Annotated in this window: 19 protein-coding genes; 7 read left to right on the top strand and 12 right to left on the bottom strand. The window is 65.1% G+C overall.

Going from position 1 to position 17,612, the window contains the following annotated elements; all coding sequences use genetic code 11:
* The first annotated feature begins 60 nt into the window (after positions 1-60).
* Genes N826_RS27755 through fabG form a run of 4 tightly spaced genes read left to right on the top strand, consistent with a single transcriptional unit; the run spans position 61 to position 3,162 of the window.
* Positions 61-1,221, top strand: a complete 1,161-nt coding sequence (locus N826_RS27755) for a beta-ketoacyl-[acyl-carrier-protein] synthase family protein (RefSeq protein ID WP_244619657.1) — start codon at positions 61-63, stop codon at positions 1,219-1,221.
* Positions 1,191-2,021, top strand: coding sequence for a beta-ketoacyl synthase chain length factor (locus N826_RS27760; protein WP_211099400.1), 831 nt, complete (start codon positions 1,191-1,193; stop codon positions 2,019-2,021). The genes N826_RS27755 and N826_RS27760 overlap by 31 nt, the downstream gene beginning before the upstream one ends.
* Positions 2,012-2,446 (top strand): hotdog family protein, encoded by a 435-nt coding sequence (locus N826_RS27765; RefSeq protein ID WP_044434161.1) that lies wholly within the window; start codon positions 2,012-2,014, stop codon positions 2,444-2,446. The genes N826_RS27760 and N826_RS27765 overlap by 10 nt, the downstream gene beginning before the upstream one ends.
* On the top strand, positions 2,443-3,162 hold the full coding sequence (gene fabG, locus N826_RS27770; RefSeq protein WP_044434163.1) for a 3-oxoacyl-ACP reductase FabG: 720 nt from the start codon (positions 2,443-2,445) through the stop codon (positions 3,160-3,162). The genes N826_RS27765 and fabG overlap by 4 nt, the downstream gene beginning before the upstream one ends.
* On the opposite strand, the gene N826_RS27775 is transcribed toward fabG, so the two are convergent.
* From N826_RS27775 to N826_RS27785, 3 genes are read right to left on the bottom strand one after another with little or no spacing between them, the layout of a single operon-like run.
* On the bottom strand, positions 3,143-3,922 hold the full coding sequence (locus tag N826_RS27775; protein WP_044434165.1) for a glycosyltransferase family 2 protein: 780 nt from the start codon (positions 3,920-3,922) through the stop codon (positions 3,143-3,145). The genes fabG and N826_RS27775 overlap by 20 nt on opposite strands.
* Positions 3,919-4,704 (bottom strand): lysophospholipid acyltransferase family protein, encoded by a 786-nt coding sequence (locus N826_RS27780; RefSeq protein WP_211099401.1) that lies wholly within the window; start codon positions 4,702-4,704, stop codon positions 3,919-3,921. The genes N826_RS27775 and N826_RS27780 overlap by 4 nt, the downstream gene beginning before the upstream one ends.
* Positions 4,701-6,014 carry an NAD(P)/FAD-dependent oxidoreductase gene (locus tag N826_RS27785; RefSeq protein ID WP_044434167.1) on the bottom strand — a complete coding sequence of 438 codons (1,314 nt, stop codon included), beginning with the start codon at positions 6,012-6,014 and terminating at the stop codon, positions 4,701-4,703. The genes N826_RS27780 and N826_RS27785 overlap by 4 nt, the downstream gene beginning before the upstream one ends.
* A 308-nt stretch (positions 6,015-6,322) precedes the next feature.
* Between N826_RS27785 and N826_RS27790 the strand changes: the two genes are divergently transcribed.
* Together N826_RS27790 and N826_RS27795 are read left to right on the top strand one after the other, a co-directional pair.
* On the top strand, positions 6,323-7,102 hold the full coding sequence (locus N826_RS27790) for a class I SAM-dependent methyltransferase (RefSeq protein WP_044434169.1): 780 nt from the start codon (positions 6,323-6,325) through the stop codon (positions 7,100-7,102).
* Between the two features lie 17 nt (positions 7,103-7,119).
* Entirely contained in the window at positions 7,120-7,593 is a 474-nt protein-coding gene (locus N826_RS27795; protein ID WP_044434171.1) for an OsmC family protein, read from the top strand.
* On the opposite strand, the gene otnC is transcribed toward N826_RS27795, so the two are convergent.
* The 7 genes from otnC to ltnD are packed head-to-tail and all read right to left on the bottom strand — an operon-like array spanning position 7,594 to position 14,482.
* Positions 7,594-8,229, bottom strand: coding sequence for a 3-oxo-tetronate 4-phosphate decarboxylase (gene otnC / locus N826_RS27800; RefSeq protein WP_084721236.1), 636 nt, complete (start codon positions 8,227-8,229; stop codon positions 7,594-7,596).
* Between the two features lie 25 nt (positions 8,230-8,254).
* Positions 8,255-9,658, bottom strand: a complete 1,404-nt coding sequence (locus tag N826_RS27805) for a GntP family permease (RefSeq protein ID WP_044434173.1) — start codon at positions 9,656-9,658, stop codon at positions 8,255-8,257.
* Between the two features lie 54 nt (positions 9,659-9,712).
* A complete protein-coding gene (denD, locus tag N826_RS27810; RefSeq protein WP_044434174.1) occupies positions 9,713-10,669 on the bottom strand; it encodes a D-erythronate dehydrogenase in 957 nt (318 codons plus the stop codon).
* Positions 10,670-10,718: 49 nt separating this feature from the next.
* Positions 10,719-11,495 (bottom strand): DeoR/GlpR family DNA-binding transcription regulator, encoded by a 777-nt coding sequence (locus tag N826_RS27815; protein WP_244619658.1) that lies wholly within the window; start codon positions 11,493-11,495, stop codon positions 10,719-10,721.
* A 10-nt stretch (positions 11,496-11,505) separates the two neighbouring features.
* The gene (otnI, locus tag N826_RS27820; RefSeq protein ID WP_044434176.1) at positions 11,506-12,288 is read right to left on the bottom strand and encodes a 2-oxo-tetronate isomerase; all 783 of its coding nucleotides are present in this window, start codon (positions 12,286-12,288) and stop codon (positions 11,506-11,508) included.
* A gap of 26 nt (positions 12,289-12,314) precedes the next feature.
* Complete coding sequence (gene otnK, locus N826_RS27825) at positions 12,315-13,574, bottom strand: 3-oxo-tetronate kinase (protein WP_211099402.1); 1,260 nt, start codon at positions 13,572-13,574, stop codon at positions 12,315-12,317.
* On the bottom strand, positions 13,571-14,482 hold the full coding sequence (ltnD, locus tag N826_RS27830) for an L-threonate dehydrogenase (protein WP_084721237.1): 912 nt from the start codon (positions 14,480-14,482) through the stop codon (positions 13,571-13,573). The genes otnK and ltnD overlap by 4 nt, the downstream gene beginning before the upstream one ends.
* A gap of 191 nt (positions 14,483-14,673) precedes the next feature.
* Here ltnD and N826_RS27835 point away from each other — a divergent pair, with 191 nt between their 5' ends.
* Positions 14,674-15,828: a DUF2325 domain-containing protein gene (locus tag N826_RS27835; protein ID WP_044434178.1), complete on the top strand. Its 1,155-nt coding sequence runs from the start codon at positions 14,674-14,676 to the stop codon at positions 15,826-15,828.
* A 62-nt stretch (positions 15,829-15,890) separates the two neighbouring features.
* Here N826_RS27835 and N826_RS27840 read toward each other — a convergent pair whose 3' ends face one another.
* Both N826_RS27840 and N826_RS27845 read right to left on the bottom strand, forming a co-directional pair.
* Complete coding sequence (locus N826_RS27840) at positions 15,891-16,316, bottom strand: organic hydroperoxide resistance protein (protein WP_044434180.1); 426 nt, start codon at positions 16,314-16,316, stop codon at positions 15,891-15,893.
* 118 nt (positions 16,317-16,434) lie between these two features.
* Entirely contained in the window at positions 16,435-17,484 is a 1,050-nt protein-coding gene (locus tag N826_RS27845) for a substrate-binding domain-containing protein (protein ID WP_044434182.1), read from the bottom strand.
* Positions 17,485-17,612: the final 128 nt, after the last annotated feature.

A 17,612-nucleotide genomic window follows, 5' to 3' on the forward strand; every position in this document is an offset into this window, starting at 1 on the left:
TCTCTCGCAGCCGTGAAGATTCTGGACTTGCAGCCACTTACAGTAAGACATGCGACTGTCGTGAACAGCCTCGGCATCGGGCGGGATGCGACGCTGGAGGCTCTGCGGGCCGGGCGCAGCGGACTGAGACCCTGCACGTTCGAGACGGTCGATCTGGATACGTTTGTCGGCGAGGTGCCGGGTGTGGACGATGCCGTAATTCCGGAGCGGCTGGCGAACTTCGACTGCCGGAACAACCGGCTGGCGCATATGGCGCTGCTCAGCGACGGCTTCACGGCGGCGGTGGAGTGTGCCGTCCAGAAGTACGGCGCGCACCGGATCGGCCTGTTCCTGGGCACCAGCACATCCGGCATCTTGAGTTCCGAACAGGCCTACCGGCATCGCGATCCACAGACCGGCGCCCTGCCCGCTTCGTACGATTTCGCGGCGACGCACAGCACGTCGTCGCTGGCCGATTTCGTCGGACGATATCTGGGGCTGGAGGGGCCGGCGTTCGTCGTATCCTCCGCCTGCTCGACCACGGCGAAGGTGTTCGGCAATGCGGCGCGGATGATCCAGGCGGGCGTCTGCGACGCCGCCGTTGTCGGCGGCGCCGACTCGCTGTGCCTGACGACGTTGTACGGCTTCCATTCGCTTGAACTGGTGTCGAAGCGGCCCTGCGCGCCGTTCGACATCGACCGGGACGGCGTGTCGCTGGGGGAAGCCGCCGGCTTCGCCCTGCTGGAGCGGGCTGGGCCGGACGACCGCCGGGACGACATCCGGCTGCTGGGGGTCGGTGAAAGCAACGACGCCTATCACATGTCCACGCCTCATCCGGAAGGCTTGGGCGCCCGGCTTGCCATGGAAGGCGCGCTGAGGGCCGCCGGGCTGCGAGCCAACGATATCGGCTACGTCAACCTGCACGGGACGGCGACGCCTTACGGCGATGCTTCCGAGGACCGGGCGATCACCGAACTGTTCGGCGCCGATACGCCGTGCAGTTCGACCAAGGGCTATACGGGGCATACGCTGGGCGCTGCCGGGATCGTCGAAGCGGTCATTTCGATCCTGAGCCTTCAGTCGGGGTTCATGCCGGGCAGCGCGCAGACCCGGACGCTCGATCCGGCACTGCGGAGCCGCTACCTGCTGGTGAACGAGAGCGCCGCGATGGACAGGGTCATGACCAACTCCTTCGGCTTCGGCGGAACCAATTGCAGCCTGATCTTCGGGTGGGCGGCCTGATGCGCGTCTTCGTCGAGGCCGTGGGTCTGCTCGGGCCGGGGTTATGCGGCTGGAATGCTGGCCGGAGCGTGCTGGCGGGTCGGTCGCCTTATGTCCCGTCGCCGGCTGCCCTGACCGCCAGTGCCCTGCTCCCGCCGGCGGAACGCCGCCGGTGTGTGCCCACGGTCAGGCTTGCCATGGCGGTTGGTGCGGAAGCGATTGCAGGTGCGGGGCGCGATCCCACTGGGGTCGCCACGGTTTTTACCTCGTCCAGCGGCGATCCCGACACGCTGCATAACATACTGGAGACGCTGGCCTCTACCGATCGCGAACTGTCGCCGACGCGGTTCCACAACTCCGTCCATAACGCGCCCGCCGGTTACTGGAGCATCGCGACCGGCTGCCGGGAGCCGTCTACCAGCCTGTGCCGCGACGACGAGAGCTTCCAGGCGGGGCTACTGGAGGCTGTCACGCAGGTCGTGGTCGATCAACGGGTCGTGGCGCTGATCGCCTACGACCTACCCTATCCGGAGCCGCTGGCCGCAGTCCGCCGGATCGTGGCGCCGCTTGGGATCGCGCTTGTCTTGACGCCGGAGCCAACGGAACGGACGATCGCGGAGCTCAATATCGCGCTGAGCCGGGGGACGGCCGAGCCGACCCGCATGGCCGATCCCGAGCTTGAGGTTCTGCGGACCGGCAACCCCGCTGGCAGGGGGCTGCCGCTGCTGGCGGCGCTGGCCGGCGAGCGTGCTGCTTCGGTCGAGTTGGAACTCAGCCCGCGCAGCCGTATCACCGTGGAAGTGACGCCGTCATGCCGCTGACCAAGGCGGACATCGCGCGGCTGATCCCGCATGCCGGTACCATGTGCCTGCTCGATGGCGTCGTGGCCTGGGATGACGCGTCGATCCGCTGCACGGCGATCAGCCACCGCGCCCCGGATAATCCCTTGCTGGACGGCGGGCGTCTCGCCGCCGTGTGCGGCGTCGAGTATGCCGCTCAGGCGATGGCGGTGCATGGCGGCCTCGCCGGCGGCGGCAAGCGTCCGGCGGCGGGTTATCTGGCTAGCGTGCGCGACCTGACCTGCCATGTCGGTCGGCTGGATGATGTGGCCGAAGACCTGATTATCGAAGCGGACAGGCTGATGGGCGAAGGAAGCAGCGTGATTTATAGCTTCATGGTCCGCGCCGGCGGCCGCGAGCTGCTGAGCGGGCGTGCGGCGGTCGTGATCGACGCGGGCGTGCCGTGAGGCGGGCTCTGGTGACGGGCGGCAGCGGCGCGATCGGTTCGGCGATCTGCCGCAGGCTTGCGGTCGGCGGCTGTCATGTGGTGGTTCATGCCAACCACGGCATCGCCCAGGGCGAGGCGTTGGCGCGGGAAATCGCCGCCGGCGGCGGCTCGGCCGAAGCGGTCGCATTCGACGTGACCGACGCGGACGCGTCGGCGGCGGCGCTGGAGATGCTGCTGGAAGCCGGACCGATCCAGGTGCTGGTCAACAACGCCGGCATCCACGACGACGCCGTCATGCCGGGCATGCGACGCGAGCAATGGACACGGGTGATCGACGTGTCGCTCAACGGCTTCTTCAACGTAACGCAGCCGCTGCTGATGCCGATGATCGGGACGCGCTGGGGGCGGATCGTCAACCTGTCTTCCGTGGCCGCCGTGGCTGGCAACAGGGGGCAGACCAACTATGCGGCGGCCAAGGCCGGCCTGCACGGCGCCACGAAGTCGCTGGCGCTGGAGTTGGCGCCACGAGGCATCACCGTCAACGCCGTGGCTCCCGGCATCATCGCCTCCCCTATGGCGGCGGAGGCGTTCGACGCGGAAACGGTCAAGCGGATGGTCCCGATGAAGCGGGCGGGCAAGCCGGAAGAGGTCGCCGATCTGGTCGGCTTCCTGGCGTCCGATAACGCGGCTTATATCTCTGGACAGGTGATCTCGATCAACGGGGCGATGATCTGAGCCGGCTTCCCTTCACCCGCCGCCATGTCAGCAGCGGCAGGCGGGCGATGAAGCCGAGCATCAGGCGGGTGTGCATCCAGGTCAGCAGCGCGTTGTCGCGGTAGTAGTTGAAGTGGGAGACTCCGCCTTCTTCCGGACGGAAGTAGCGGACGGGAGCCGGGACGTTGATCGGGCGCAGGCCCTTCCAGCACAGCCGGACGGCGGCTTCCGGGTCGAAGTCGAAGCGGCGCATCCAGTGGTTGGCTTCCATGGCTGCGCGAAGTTCCGCGATGGGATAGACGCGGAAGCCGAACAGGCTGTCGCCGATGCCGCCCCACAGAGTTTCCAAATTGGCCCACCAGTTGGAGATCTTGCGGCCGCCGACCCGAAGGCGCGGCGCATCGGCGGCGAAGACCGGAACTCCCAGCACCAGCGCATCGGGATTGTCCTGGGAAGTTCGCTGGAAGCGCCGAATCAGGTCCGCCGGGTGTTGTCCGTCGGAGTCCATCGTCAGGGCATGGCTGAAGCCCTGTGCTTCGGCCTGCCGAAGACCGTGAAGGACGGCGGAGCCTTTTCCCTGGTTCTCCGGCAGGACCAGCACGCGCAGGCCGGAATCGTTCTCTGCCATGCGCAGCAACGCTTCGCCGGTGCCGTCGGTGCTGCCATCGACCACGACCCAGACGGGGTCCCATTGGCTGCGCGCCGCCTGTACCGTCTCGAAAACCTTAGCGCCGGTGTTGTAGCTGGGGATCAGGACGATATGCGTCTTGGAGGGCGTCATGAACGGAGCTCGGCCCGGTAGTGGTCTTCGACTTTACGCACCATGGCGCGGACATCGGCCTCGGGCTCGAACCGGCGTCCGAGCCGCACGGTGTAGACCAGCGGAAACTCGGGCTTGTGGAAGAAGTTCCAGCCCTTGCCGAGGAACCGGGAGTTAGGTTCGATCAGCACGGTCTGGACCGGCACGCCGGCATGCCGGGCGATCAAGGCGAAGCCGCCCTTCAACGGATTGACCGGCGCGGATACCGTCCGGGTTCCCTCGGGGAAGATCAGGAGCTGGTGTCCGTCCCCGACCTCGCGGGCTGCCGATTTCACCAGCGCCGTCGCCGCGTCGTTGCGGATATAACCCGCCATCCGGGCGCCGCTGCCGAGAAACAGGTTGTCGTAGACGTTGGCCTTGGCGATGCAGACTGTCTTGGGCAGATGCGAGAGCACGAACACCGCATCCAGCAGGGATGGATGGTTGGGACAGATCACCAGCCCGCCTTCGCCCCGCAGCGCATCGAGCGCACCGAGGTCGCATTTCAGGATGCCGCAAGCCTTCATGGCATTCAGGTAGGTGCGGAAACCGAGGCGGATCATGAAGCGGCTGAGGGGACGCCCGTATCGGCGCGGCAGGACCGCGTCCAGCACGGTAGCCGGCAAGTTCCAGGCCAGACACACGATGCCGAAAAACAGCAGCAGCCCGTAGAACAGGACGTATTCCCAGACCATGCGGACCGGCCCGGCCGGGCGGGCGGCTGTCCAGCCGGCCCGCTCAGCCGCGCCGTCCCGCATCGTCATGTGACCTCACCCGTTGCGACGCGGACGTTGCGGCGGCGCCGGAGCCACGCGCGGACATTGGCCTTCAGGTCGAGCGCCGCGTTCATGTAGTAGATCGCCTTGAATATACGCAGCCTGGAGCGGATGGGAGACGGGCGGAAGACGTCGCCGGCCAGCAGCGACAGCAGCGCTTCCTCCACCCGGAAGACGTTGCGCGGCCCCATGAACAGGTTGCGCATCGCCGGCGTCGTCACCCGGTAGATGTACCAGGAGAAGGTGCCGATGCCGCGCCGGATCTCGGAGTCGAAGTTCTTCAGCGCAAGTTCCGCCTTTTCTGGATGGCGCAGGCAGGTATCGACGGCGTCAGCCCCCCGGAAGGCGCTGTTCATCGCGAGATAGACGCCGGTCGAGAAGACGGGATCGATAAAGGCGAAGGCGTCGCCCAGCATCAGGTAGTCAGGCCCGGTCATGCGGTCGGCCTGATAGGAGAAGTTGCCGGTCCCTGTCACCTGTCCGGTCAGCTCGGCGTCCTTCAGCCGCTCCGCCAGCGCCGGGCACAAGGCTATCGTGTCCTTGAAGAATGTCGTCTGGTCGGTCTTGCGCGACTTGATGTAATAAGGCCAGCAGACCGCCCCGACGCTGGTCGTGCCGTCCGCCAGCGGGATGAACCAGAACCAGCCGTGGTCGAACCAGAAGACGGTGATATTGCCCTCCGCCTTGCCAGGCAGCCGGTGCGCGCCCGTGAAGTGGCCGAACATCGCGGCGCTGTTGTGCTTGCGGTTGCGCTTCTTGATGCCGAAGCGCGACGCCAGCAGCGTATCGCGACCGGAGGCATCGACAAGGAATCGGGCACGGACGGTACGGGTCCCGCCGTCCTCGTCCCGGGCGGTCGCGACGGCGCCGCCGGTTTCCGGGAACTCGACCCCGGTGACCTTGCAGCCTTCCACGACGGTAGCGCCCTTGGCGGCGGCGTTGCGGATCAGGATATGGTCGAATTCCGACCGGCGAACCTGGAAGGCGTAGGGCTTGCCCTTGTCCCAAGCCTTGGCGAAGTCGAAGGTAACCGCCTTGTTGTGGTAGGGCGAGACGAACTCGGCACCGTATTTCAGCATGCCGACCCGCTCGACCTCTTCCAGCACGCCGAGCTGTTCCAGCAACGGGAGATTGAGCGGCAACAACGATTCGCCGATGTGGAAGCGGGGATGCCGCTCCTTCTCCAGCAGGATGACCTTGTGGCCCTTCCCCGCCAGCAGAGCCGAAGCGGTCGATCCGGCAGGCCCGCCGCCGACGACCAGAACGTCGCAATCGAATTGCTGATTTGTCGATACCATCAGTTTGACCGCTTTCCAGTTTGCCGCCGGCCCGCGAGGGCTTTGACCCGTGAAGGCTTGGATAGGTGCAGCTTTTACCAAAACTGCCCGAGAAGCGACCAGAAGCAAAATCCGGTCAATCCCGTTAGGCCTATAAACTAACCGAAAGTCATAATAGGTACTATCGAGCCGTTCGGAACCTCGAATATCCGAGGAGGGTAAGCGGATCGAGAAGTTGGGAATCGGCTTGATCGCCGATTACTAGCCACCCACAATGCGCATCGCACTTTGAGGCAGTCGAATAGTCCGGCGCGTTCTGGCGGCGGATCATGGAGTCACTGGTCTTGGACGCTGAAGAGAAGACCCTGAGAAGGGCGCCGGTCGAGCCGCATCCTGTCATGACGGAGTTCTACGGCGAAAAGGACGCACGGGCCGGCTTCGTCCGCTCGCTCTTCAACGATACCGCCCATCATTACGACCGCATCAACGGCCTGTTCTCCATCGGATCCGGCAACTGGTACCGGAAGCACTCCCTGGTGCGCGCCGGCTTGGTGCCGGGTCATCGCGTGCTGGACGTCGCGGTCGGCACGGGTCTGGTGGCGCGGCAGGCCGCCGCGATCACCGGCCCCCAGGGCCTCGTCATCGGTCTCGACCTGAGCGAAGGCATGCTGCGGGAAGCACGCCGGACACTGGACATCCCGCTGGTGCAAGGGACCGCCGAGTCCCTGCCGTTGGCCGACGCCAGCGTCGATTTCGTCACGATGGGCTACGCGCTGCGCCACGTTTCCGACTTGACCGGGACGTTCCGCGAGTTCCGGCGCGTGCTTCGGCCCGGCGGCACCGTCCTGCTGCTCGAGATCGCGCGCCCTACCCGCCCGATGGTCCGGCACGCCGTCCACGCCTATCTGGGTGGGCTGGTGCCGCTGATTTCCAGGGTATCCGGCGGCGGGTCGGACGGCATGCGGCTGATGCGGTATTACTGGGAAACCATCGACCGGTGCGTCCCGCCCGAGATCATCGAGCGAGCGATGGCCGATGCCGGTTTGATAAGCGTCCGCTGCGACGTGGACTTCGATATGTTCCGGAACTACTCTGCGCGCCGAGACTGAAGGCGCTGGAGGGCGGCATGTCCGGTAAAGAGCATTCCTATGCGACGACGGTGGAGTGGACCGGCAACACAGGATCGGGAACCTCCGGCTACCGGACGTATCAGCGGGCTCATACCATCGTCGCGGAAGGCAAGCCGGTCATCCCCGGCTCCTCCGATCCGTCGTTCCGGGGCGACCCGGCGCGCTACAATCCGGAAGACCTGCTGGTCGGATCGGTGTCGGCCTGCCACATGCTCTGGTACCTGCACCTGTGTTCCGCAGGCGGTATCGTCGTGACGGGATATGTCGATCATGCCGAGGGCACGATGGTCGAGGACGCCGAGGGCGGCGGCCGGTTCGCCGGCGTCACGCTGCGTCCCGAGGTGACGCTGGCGCCGGGAAGCGACGAGGCGGCGGTGCTGAAGGCGCATCATGAAGCCCACGAGAAATGCTTCATCGCCAACTCTGTCAACTTCCCCATCGTGGTCGAGCCGGTCTTCAGGACCGAGTGATCAGCTCTTGAAGACGACGCCGAGTTCGGCGACCTGTTCGGGCGTCAACGGTCTGGTGTGGTGGCCATGCAGCAGGAAATGCAGCTTGGCCGTCTCCTCCAGTTCCTCCAGAGCGTAGAGCGCGTCGTTGAGGGTCTTGCCGGCGATCACGGGACCGTGGTTCGCCAGCAGGACTGCCGCGTGCTTGACCGCGACATCCCGCACCGCCAGGGCGAGGCGCTGGTCACCGGGGCGGTAGTATGGGACCAGGGCGAGGTCGCCGACCCGCATCACATAGTACGCCGTCAGCGGCGGGATTACCGGAGCGCCCGGCTTGTGGTCCAGGCACGACACGGCGACGGAGTGCGTCGAGTGGGTGTGGACGATGGCGCCGGCATCCGGGCGGACATCATAAACGCAGGTGTGGAGGAAGGCTTCCTTCGATGGCGGGTCGCCGCCGACGTGGCGGCCTTCCGCGTCCAGACGGGAAATGGTGGCTGGGTCTAGCGTCCCCAGCGAACTGTTGGTCGGCGTCACCAGCCAGCCGTCGTCGAGCCGGACGCTGAGGTTGCCCGACGATCCGTGAACGAGACCGCGCCGGTACAAAAGGTCGCCCATCCGGCACAGCACTTCACGGGCTTGGTTTTCCCTCATCATCCGGTTCTCTCCTCCCTTGGAATTCTCAGCCGAAGACGGCGTCGGCGATCAGCAGCGTGACCATGGCGGTGCCCCAGCAGAGCGTGGTCGGGACCGACCATGTCAGCATCTGATGCTTGGCATTCTTAACACCGAGCATGCGGTTGACGACCCAGAAATAGCTGTCGTTGAAGTAACCGAAAACCATCGAGCCGATTGCCGCCGCCTGGGCCGCGAACACCATGTTGACGTCAGGGATCTGCATCAGGATCGGCGCGGAGATCGACGCCCCCGTGATCATCGCGACGGTGCCACTGCCCTGGATCAGCCGGACCAGGGAGGAGATCACGAACGGGATCAGCACAGCCGGCAGCGGCAAGGTCGCGACCAGCTCGCCCATGTACTGGCCGGTGCCGCTGTCGCGGAGCACCGCACCCAGCGCGCCGCCTGCGCCGGTGACCAGCAGGATGATGCCGGCGCTCTCGACGCCCTTTTCCATCTCCGCGATGACTTCGCTGCGGGGACGGCGGTTCGCCAGACCGTAGACCGCTACGACGACGCCAAGGCCGACGGCGATGACCGGGTTGCCGACGAAGGCGACGATCTGGACCCAGGCGGCCGATGCCAGCGCGGTATCGCCGCTGGCCTTGACGATGCCGCCGATCAGGGTGTTGACGAAGATCAGGACAATCGGGACGACGATCGGCATGACCGACAGCCACAGCGGCGGCAGTTCCGGCGAACGGGCCTTTTCGGCCTCGGCGAACTGCTGGTAGGCGACGCTGAGGGTCTCGCCGGTGTCGCGCTGGATCATCGCCTCGATGCGCGGCCCCATGAAGCGGGCGTACCAGATCAGGACGAAGGTGCTGGGCAGGGTCAGCACGACGCCCCAGAAGATCATCAGGCCGATGTCGATCCCGAAGATACCGGCGACGCCGAGCGGGCCGGGAGTCGGCGGAACCGCGTGGTGGGTCAGCATCAGGCCGCCGGCCAGGGCGATGCCGAGCGTCAGCAGCGACTTGCCGGTGTTCTGGGAAAGAGCGCGGACGAGCGGGCTGAGGATCACGAAGGCGCTGTCGCAGAAGATCGGGATCGACACGATGTAGCCGGTCGCCGTCATCGCCCATTCCTCCCGCTTCTCGCCGAGGAAGCGGACGAAGCTGAGCGCCATGCGTTCCGCAGCGCCGGAAATCTCCAGGATGCGGCCCATCATGACGCCGAAGCCGATGACCAGTCCGATGGTCGAGAGGGTGGCGCCGAAGCCTGTCGTGATCGACTTGACGACCGCATCGGGCGCCATGCCGGCGGACATGCCGGAGATCGACGCCGCGATGACCAGAGCCAGGACGGGGTGGATCTTGGTGCGCAGCACCAGCACGATCAGGATGAAGATTGCGAAGGCAAGGCCATAGATGGCCGTTGGACCGACTGCGGATACCGCGTCGTTCATGACGTACTTCCTTGGGCTTTACTTATTGATTGCTTAAGCGCGAACGCTGTTGGGTCAGCGCAATTGGTCCTGCCGGTAGCTTTGGACGACGCTGTCGAAATCTTGGTCCCGGGTGAAACCCAAGGACAGGGGCCGCGACACGTCGAAGTCGCCGGGCCAGCTCAGCACGATCTTCTTGATCCGCTCGTCTTCCGCCAGGGTGACGTGCGCGCGGGTTTCCGCGCCGCCGATCCGCTCCAGGCTGGCGAGCATTTCGGCGACGGTCACGCAGATGCCGGGCAGGTTGAGCGTGCGGCGGCCTTCAAGCTTGTCGCCGTCCACGGCGCCGGCATGGATCAGGTTCCGGATGACGGTGGCGGGGGAGGACAGCCACAGGCGGGTGCCGGTCGGCACCGGGCAGACGCTGTCGATGCCGGCCAGCGGCTCGCGGATGATGCCGCTGGCGAACGAAGACGCGGCGGCGTTGGGCTTGCCCGGACGCACTACGATGGTCGGCAGGCGGCAGACCCGGCCGTCAATGAAGCCCTTCCGGGAAAAGTCGTTGACCATCAGCTCGCCCATTGCCTTCTGCGCACCGTAGGACGACTGCGGCAGGACGGCGATGTCTTCCGGCACCACGTCGGGCAGCTTGCCGCCAAACACGGCGAGCGAGCTTGCGAAGACGAAGTGGGGAGCATTGGGCAGTTTGCGGGCGGCTTCCAGCAACGTCCGGGTGCCGTCGAGGTTGACGGCCATGCCGACGTCGAACTCGGCTTCCGCCTGCCCGCTGACGACGGCCGCGAGATGGTAGATCGCGGTGACGTCGGGTGTGATGACGGAATTGACGAAGGCGGCGTCGGCGATGTTGCCGATGACGGACTGGACGCGGGTGTCATCGACCGGGCAAGCCGCCAGATCGACCGAGACGATCGAGGAGAACTGTGGGAACCCGGCGGGCGGCTGATCGGAGAGTAAGGTGGAGATCAGGCGGGCGCCGAGGAAGCCGGCGCCGCCGGTGACGACGAGTTTCATGGGTGAACTTCCCAATGCGGTGGAATTGATTATGGTGGTGTGGCGGAGATCACTCCGCGATATGCACCGCTATGCCGGTCTTGCAGATCGCTTCGCGGACGCTGTCGGCGAGACCGGCGTCGGTGACGATGGCGCTTAGCGCTTCCAGCGGGACGGCGTTGAAGGTGCCGACCTTGCCGTATTTGCTGCTGTCGGTGACCAGCACGGCGCGGACGGCGCTCTGCACAATCGCCTGCTTGACCGGAACCTTGTTTTCCGCCGGGGTCGAGACGCCGCGCATGCCCCAACTCGACGTCGAGAGGAAGGCGATGTCGAAGTTGAAGCGGCGGATGGCCTGGGCGGCGGTGTCGCCGACGCAGGACTGGTTCTCGCGCTCGACCTCCCCGCCGGTATGGTAGAGCCGGCAGGCGGAATTCTTGGCCAGGAAGGCGGCGACGACGAAGTCGTTGGTGACGACCTTGATATCATCCCGGTCGGCGAGAAGTTTGGCGATTTCCAGCGTGGTCGTGCCGGCGTCCAGGTAGACGACGGCGTCCGCCGGGATCAGCCCGGCGGCGACGCGGCCGATGGCGGCCTTTTCGGCGTGCTGAAGGCGGGCCTTGACTAGGTGCGACGGCTCGTTGGAGATCCGTTCCGGCAGGCAGATGCCGCCGGTCACCGTCATGACCTGCCCTTCCCGCTCCAACTGCTGGATGTCGCGCCGCACCGTCATGTGCGACACGCCCAGCATGTCGGTTAGTTCGGCGATGCTGATCACGCCCCGCCCGACCAGACGGGACGCGATGAAGCTCTGCCGCTCCGCCGGTATCATCGGCGCCTTGGCCATCGCCGTCCGCTCAGCTCCGTCGGCGATAGGGCTGGAACCAGCCGAGACCGGCTTCCGTGCCGTTGCGCGGATTGTACTCGCAGCCGATCCAGCCCTTGTAGCCGACCCTGTGCAGCGTCTCGTAGAGGTGCGGGTAGTTGGTCTCCCCCCCGTCCGGTTCGTTGCGGAGCGGGACGGAAGCGATCTGGACGTGGCCGATGCGCTCGCCCATCCGCTCGATCAGGCGGGTCAGGTCGCCGTCCATGATCTGCGCGTGGTACAGGTCGAGCTGTACCGCGACGTTGGGGCGGTCGATCTTCTCGACCCAGCCGACCGCGTCCATCTGATGGGCGACGAAATAGCCGGGGATGTCACGGCTGTTCAGCGGCTCGATCAGGACGGTGATGTCGTCGCCGGCCAGAGTGTCGGCGGCGTGGCGCATGTTGGCGACGAAGGTTTCCTCGCACGCCGCGCGGTCGAGATCGCGGGTGATGCCGGCCATCGCATGGAGAACCGGCACCTTGAGGGTCAGGGCATAGTCGCGGGCGGTCTGGAGGTTCTTGCGGAACTCCTCCTCGCGGCCGGGGATCGCCGCCATGCCGCGCTCGCCCGCCGCCCAGTTGCCGGGCGGCATGTTGAACAGGGCCTGGGTGAGATTGTAGTGCTTCAGGCGCTCGGCGATCTCGTTGCGGTCGAAGTCGTAGGGGAAGAGGAATTCCACGGCCTCGAACCCGGCTTCGGCGGCTTTGCCGAAGCGGTCGAGGAAGGGAACCTCCGTGAACATCAAGGTCAGGTTGGCGGCGAACCGGGGCATGTGCAGTCTCCTGAAATGCTGGCTTTTCAGCCGATGGCCTGCTGGGCGTCGAAGAAGAAGCGTTCCTTACCGAAATTGCCGGACTTGAGCGCCAGCGAGATCGGACGGTCCACCGCGCGGACCCAGGGCACTCCCGGCGCTATCTGCGGCCCGATATGGAAGCCGGTGACGCCCAGCGACTGCACGACGATGCCGGACGTCTCACCGCCGGCCACGATGAAGGTGTCGAAGCCCTCGCCTGCCAGAAGAGTCGCCAGCTTGCCGAAGATGCGCTCGACCGCAGCGCTGGCCTGATCGGCGCCGAACTTCTTCTGGATCTCGCTGAGGTTGGCTGGATCGGTCGTGGCGTAGACCAGCGGGGCGAGGTCGCCGGCGGGCTGGGACGTGATCCAGGCGAACAGCTCATCGGCGTAGCCGGCGTCGTTCATGCAGCGCACGACATCGACGGCTTGCGACGGGGCAGACTGCTTGTAGAGGGCGACCTGAGCGTTGGTCATCTGCGAGCACGAACCGGACAGCACGACGGCGCGCTTGCCCGAGGGCTTGCCGGCGACAGCCGCCTGCTCCGGATCGGACAGGCGTTCGGTCCAGGCCTTCGCCATGCCGTCGGCGAGGCCCGAGCCGCCGGTCACCAGCTTCATGCCGGCGACGGCGCGGCCGACCGTTTCGACATGGGCGGAGTTCAGAACGTCGAGCACGGCGTAGCGGTTGCCGTCGGCCCGCAGCTTGTCGAGTGCTGCGCGGACGCCTTCGACTCCCAAGTCGACGTCGTCGCTCTTGACGTTGCCGCACTTGCCCTTGGACTGGGCTTCCATCAAGCGCATCAGGTTGGCGTCGAGCATCGGCGTCACCGGATGGTGGCGCATGCCGGACTCGTTCAGCGGCACGCCGTTGACGAAGAGATAGCCGTTGTAGATGGTCCGGCCGTTGACCGGCAGGGCCGGGCAGACGACCGTGAAGTCTTCACCCAGCGCGTCGAGCAGCGCGTCGGTCACCGGACCGATATTGCCCTTGGCCGTGCTGTCGAAGGTCGAGCAATATTTGAAGAAGAACTGTTCGCAGTCTCGTGCGACCAGCCAATCAAGAGCCTGGAGGCTCATGGAGATCGCTTCGTCGACCGGGCAGGAACGCGACTTGAGGCTGATGACGACAGCGTCGGCTTCGACCTGAAGCTCCTTGTCGGGCACGCCGTTGAGCTGGATCGTGCTTAGGCCGTTGGCGACCAGGAAGCCCGCGATGTCGGTCGCCCCGGTGAAGTCGTCGGCGATGATCCCGAGGCGCATCATGACTTGCTCCGGTCAGGAAGGTCGATGCCGGCAAAGGTCTTGATGACGGCGCTGTCGTCCAGCTTGCCGTATCCGGCATTGCTGGCGTTGGCGAACATCGTGTAGGCGGTGGAGGCCAGCGGCAGCGGGAACTTAAGGGTTCGGCCGGTTTCGGTCACCAGCCCCAGGTCCTTGACGAAGATGTCCACGGCGGATTTCGGTGAATAGTCGCCGTCCACCACGTGCTTCATCCGGTTCTCGAACATCCAGGAATTGCCGGCCGCGTTGGTCACGACGTCGTACATCAGGTCGAGCGGAATGCCAGCGCGGGCCGCGAGCGCCATTGCTTCCGCTCCCGCCGCGATGTGGACGCCGGCGAGGAGCTGGTGGATGATCTTGACGGTGGCGCCCAGGCCAATCTCGACCCCGATCTCGTAGACCTTGCCGGCGACGGCGTCGAGCAAGGGGCGGAGCTTGGCGAAGGTCTCGGCGGAGCCTGCCGCCATCACGGTCATGTCGCCGGCCGCCGCCTTTGCGGCACCGCCGGACACGGGGGCGTCCAGCATCAGCAAGCCGTGTTCCTTGAGACCGGCTTCGATCGAGCGGGCCTCTTCGGCGGAGATCGTCGCCGACACCATGACGGCGGTACCGGGCTTCAGCTTGGGAGCCAGGGCGTTGTCGCCGAACAGCACGGCCTTACACTGCGCCGCGTTGACGACCAGGAGCAGGACGGCATCGAGCTTTTCCGCGAAACCGGCGGCATCGGCCGCGACATCAGCGGCGCCGGCCTGTTTGAGTTCGGCGCGGGCGGCTTCGTTCAGGTCGATACCATAGGTCTGAAGGCCGGCCCGGACACAGGACTTCGCAGCCCCCATGCCCATGGAGCCAAGCCCGACGACGCAGACGTGGAAAGCGCTGACTGACGCCACGACGGTCCCTCCGGGGTTGTTTGCTTACGGCAGAATGTTTGCTTGGCTGACTAATTATCACAAATCTTCAAGTTCACAAGCCAAATTTCACATATTTTCACATGTGACGACGTCGAATGCGATATTGCGAATCATTTGCATTATCAGTCGCGACTGGTATCATGCGGCCGTCTCTTTTCTGGTGAGGTCGTATGTGCGAGCAGTGCGAAGCCGAACATTCGGTATTGTCGAAATCGGCCAGGAGCCGCCGCAAGCTGTGGGAGGTCCCATCCCATCTGCATTGCTCGGTCATCGGCACCTGCCTGTCCATGGACGACCTGCGCAAGCTGACGCGCAAGGGCGGCATGCGGATCTCGGACGACGCGACGGACTACTGCGTCCATAGCTACTTCGTCCGAGAAGCGGGAACGGAAACCAAGCTGGCCCGCATGCTTCACAAGATGCTGGACGATAAGCACGCCGTCGACATCAAGCGCTTCTCGGCGGTAGCGAGCGATGCAGCCGCGATCGAAGCCTTGTGGGAAAAGGCGATGGACAATGGCAGGGTGGCCGGCGCCTACTGGGCGGTTCTCAGCCTGCGATGCGCGCCGTCGGAACTTGTGACCAGCGTCTACGGTCAGGTCCACATGCTGTCGCACGTGCTGGGCGGCTACAACCGCAACGCCATTCAGCGTCTTGCGGCTGCGGAGAAGCAAGTCGCCGACCTAACCCGCCACCGCGACGCCGCCCTGTCGGCCAAGCTGGAACTGGAGCGCGCCAAGGAAAAGCGGATCTGCGAGCTGGAGAATGAGCTATGCCGCCTTCGGGCGAGTGGTCGATCGAATATCAGCGTTACCGTGGACACTCGGGAAACGATCAGGCTGAAGGAAAGGCTGGCACGCGCCGAACAGCGGATATCGGCGGAGCGGGAACGTCGCCGCGCGGCGGAAACCCGGCTGGAGCAGCTTCAACTGCTGGATTTGGATGTGCCGATGGAGCGGCCGAGTCAAAGCGCCGAGACCCCTGCCCCGGCTCAGCGGCCCGTGGTCGATGTCGCAGGACAATGCGTGCTTTATGTCGGAGGACGTCAAGCGCTGGTGCCGCATATCCGCTCGGCAATCGAACGGCGACAGGGTCGTCTGCTTCACCATGACGGCGGTCTGGAGCAGGCTCCGAAGATCCTGGAAACTTTGGTCACACAGGCGGACATGGTGTTCTGTCCGCTCGATTGCATCAGCCACTCCGCCTGTCTGCGGGTGAAACGGCTATGTCAACGATTGGACAAGCCGTTCATGGTGCTGCGGACGAGTGGCGCCAGCTCTCTCGTCAGGGCGCTGCGGTCCGACGAAGCCGGCGTGCCGCACTGAACTTCGGATAGGAAAGAGGTGTTGGGCCGAAGCCCAACACCGGTATCTCTGACGACCGCCGCTTAGACGACAGTCAGGCGGACATCGACGTTGCCGCGCGTAGCGTTGCTATACGGGCAGATGTGATGGGCCTTATCGACGATGGCCTCGGCCTGCGCCTTATCCATACCCGGAAGCGAGATCCGCAGAGCGACATCCAACCCGAAGCCGCCTTCCGATCGCGGACCAATGCCGACATTCGCGGTGATTGAGGTGTCGGCCGGAATCTTGACCTTCTCCTGCGCGCCGGCGGCCTTCAGGGCACCGATGAAGCAGGCGGCATAGCCGGCAGCGAAAAGCTGCTCGGGGTTGTTGCCTTCGCCGCCGGCTCCGCCAAGTTCTTTCGGCGTCGCGAGCTTGACGTCGAACGTGCCGTCGGTGGTGGAAGCGCGGCCATCACGGCCGCCGGTCGCGGTGGCTTCGGCGGTATATTTTACATCTACTGGCATGTGGTAACCTCCCTTATTTGCCGTGAATATGCATTCACCGGAATACCATGGTAACAGCCATGGCCCGGGTTTGTCCCATGATGTGGTTTCCGCAGGGCGGCAATCCAGGGGGTGAAACTCAGAAGGTGGCAAGGTGTTCCAGGTCGACTCCGTCGGCTCTGGCAATGTGGATCAGCTTGCGTCCGCAGTCCGACACCCGCCGAGAAGTCCTGCGGCGTCCGCGGAAACCCATCCGGTCGCTCCGCGATCTCCGCACGTCCGTCATGGCGAGGCTTCCATAACTGGCCGCCATCTGTGCGAAGTAATGGACGCCTTCGTAGCAGGACTCGCCGAATGCGTTGGGCATCGGCGCATAGGTGCCGAAGCTCGTGCGGTAGTTTTCCAGGAAGCTGTCGTTTTCCCGGTAGCTCAGATTGGCGAGATAACAGGACGAGACGTAGAAGTTGTCCAGATTGTCCGGCCCGATGCCGTAAATCACCGTCTCGTCCGTCGCGGTCGAATAGCGGATATGGTGGCGGTCCAGTCCCGCTTCGCAGAAGGCGCGGTTGAAATCGACCGCTTCCTGGCCCAGCAGATACATCAGCACCACGTCCGGCTTGGCCTTCCGGATCATGTCGAAGGTACGGGAGTGATCGGTCAGCCCGAACGGCAGCAGTACATCGCCGACGACCTCCGCCCCGCTGCTCCGGATGATCCGACGGGCGGCGCGGTGGGCAACCTCCGGCCAGATATAGTCGTTGCCGACCAGGAAGAAGCGGCGCGCATTTCGGTTCCCGATCAGCCACGGGATGGCCGGCTGCATCAATTCATCGGCTGTCTCGCCGATCGCCAGCACGTCCAGATCGTTTTCGCCACCCTCGTATTGCGGCGTGTAGACATAGGGGACGCGCCCGCGGATGGCGGAGATCACGGAGGCTCGAGCATCGCTCGGATGCATGCCGACGACGGCGGAAACACCTTCCAGTTCGACCAGAGACGCCGCCTCCTCGGCGGCCTGCGACCCGCCGAAGCCGGCGTTGCCAATGATGATCCTGACCGGCCGGTCCAGGATGCCGCCCGCCGCGTTTATCTCGGCGGCGGCCAGCAGGGCGCAGGCTTCCGACGAAGGCGCCCAGATCCCGGCCGGGCCGCTCAAGGGGATCAGCAAGCCGATCTTCAATTCGGACATCGGGCCAACCTTCATCGCGAATGTTCGGGTACCGGATATTTGCAAGAAACATGCAATAGTGATAATCCACGGCCGTGCAAGATAGCTTTCTAAGCTTAACACCGGAATCTGCTTCTTGTTTGTGCAAA

It is taken from the genome of Skermanella aerolata KACC 11604, assembly GCF_000936425.1.
Classification (GTDB): domain Bacteria; phylum Pseudomonadota; class Alphaproteobacteria; order Azospirillales; family Azospirillaceae; genus Skermanella; species Skermanella aerolata.

Coding starts and splice junctions, on each gene's coding strand:
- N826_RS27775 (WP_044434165.1), bottom strand. CDS start 3,922: ATGACGCCCTCCAAGACGCATATCGTCCTGATCCCCAGCTACAACACC.
- N826_RS27805 (WP_044434173.1), bottom strand. CDS start 9,658: ATGAACGACGCGGTATCCGCAGTCGGTCCAACGGCCATCTATGGCCTT.
- otnI (WP_044434176.1), bottom strand. CDS start 12,288: ATGCCCCGGTTCGCCGCCAACCTGACCTTGATGTTCACGGAGGTTCCC.
- otnC (WP_084721236.1), bottom strand. CDS start 8,229: ATGATGAGGGAAAACCAAGCCCGTGAAGTGCTGTGCCGGATGGGCGAC.
- N826_RS27780 (WP_211099401.1), bottom strand. CDS start 4,704: ATGACGATGCGGGACGGCGCGGCTGAGCGGGCCGGCTGGACAGCCGCC.
- N826_RS27785 (WP_044434167.1), bottom strand. CDS start 6,014: ATGGTATCGACAAATCAGCAATTCGATTGCGACGTTCTGGTCGTCGGC.
- N826_RS27790 (WP_044434169.1), top strand. CDS start 6,323: ATGGAGTCACTGGTCTTGGACGCTGAAGAGAAGACCCTGAGAAGGGCG.
- N826_RS27795 (WP_044434171.1), top strand. CDS start 7,120: ATGTCCGGTAAAGAGCATTCCTATGCGACGACGGTGGAGTGGACCGGC.
- N826_RS27765 (WP_044434161.1), top strand. CDS start 2,012: ATGCCGCTGACCAAGGCGGACATCGCGCGGCTGATCCCGCATGCCGGT.
- N826_RS27845 (WP_044434182.1), bottom strand. CDS start 17,484: ATGTCCGAATTGAAGATCGGCTTGCTGATCCCCTTGAGCGGCCCGGCC.
- N826_RS27815 (WP_244619658.1), bottom strand. CDS start 11,495: ATGGCCAAGGCGCCGATGATACCGGCGGAGCGGCAGAGCTTCATCGCG.
- N826_RS27840 (WP_044434180.1), bottom strand. CDS start 16,316: ATGCCAGTAGATGTAAAATATACCGCCGAAGCCACCGCGACCGGCGGC.
- N826_RS27835 (WP_044434178.1), top strand. CDS start 14,674: ATGTGCGAGCAGTGCGAAGCCGAACATTCGGTATTGTCGAAATCGGCC.
- denD (WP_044434174.1), bottom strand. CDS start 10,669: ATGAAACTCGTCGTCACCGGCGGCGCCGGCTTCCTCGGCGCCCGCCTG.
- otnK (WP_211099402.1), bottom strand. CDS start 13,574: ATGATGCGCCTCGGGATCATCGCCGACGACTTCACCGGGGCGACCGAC.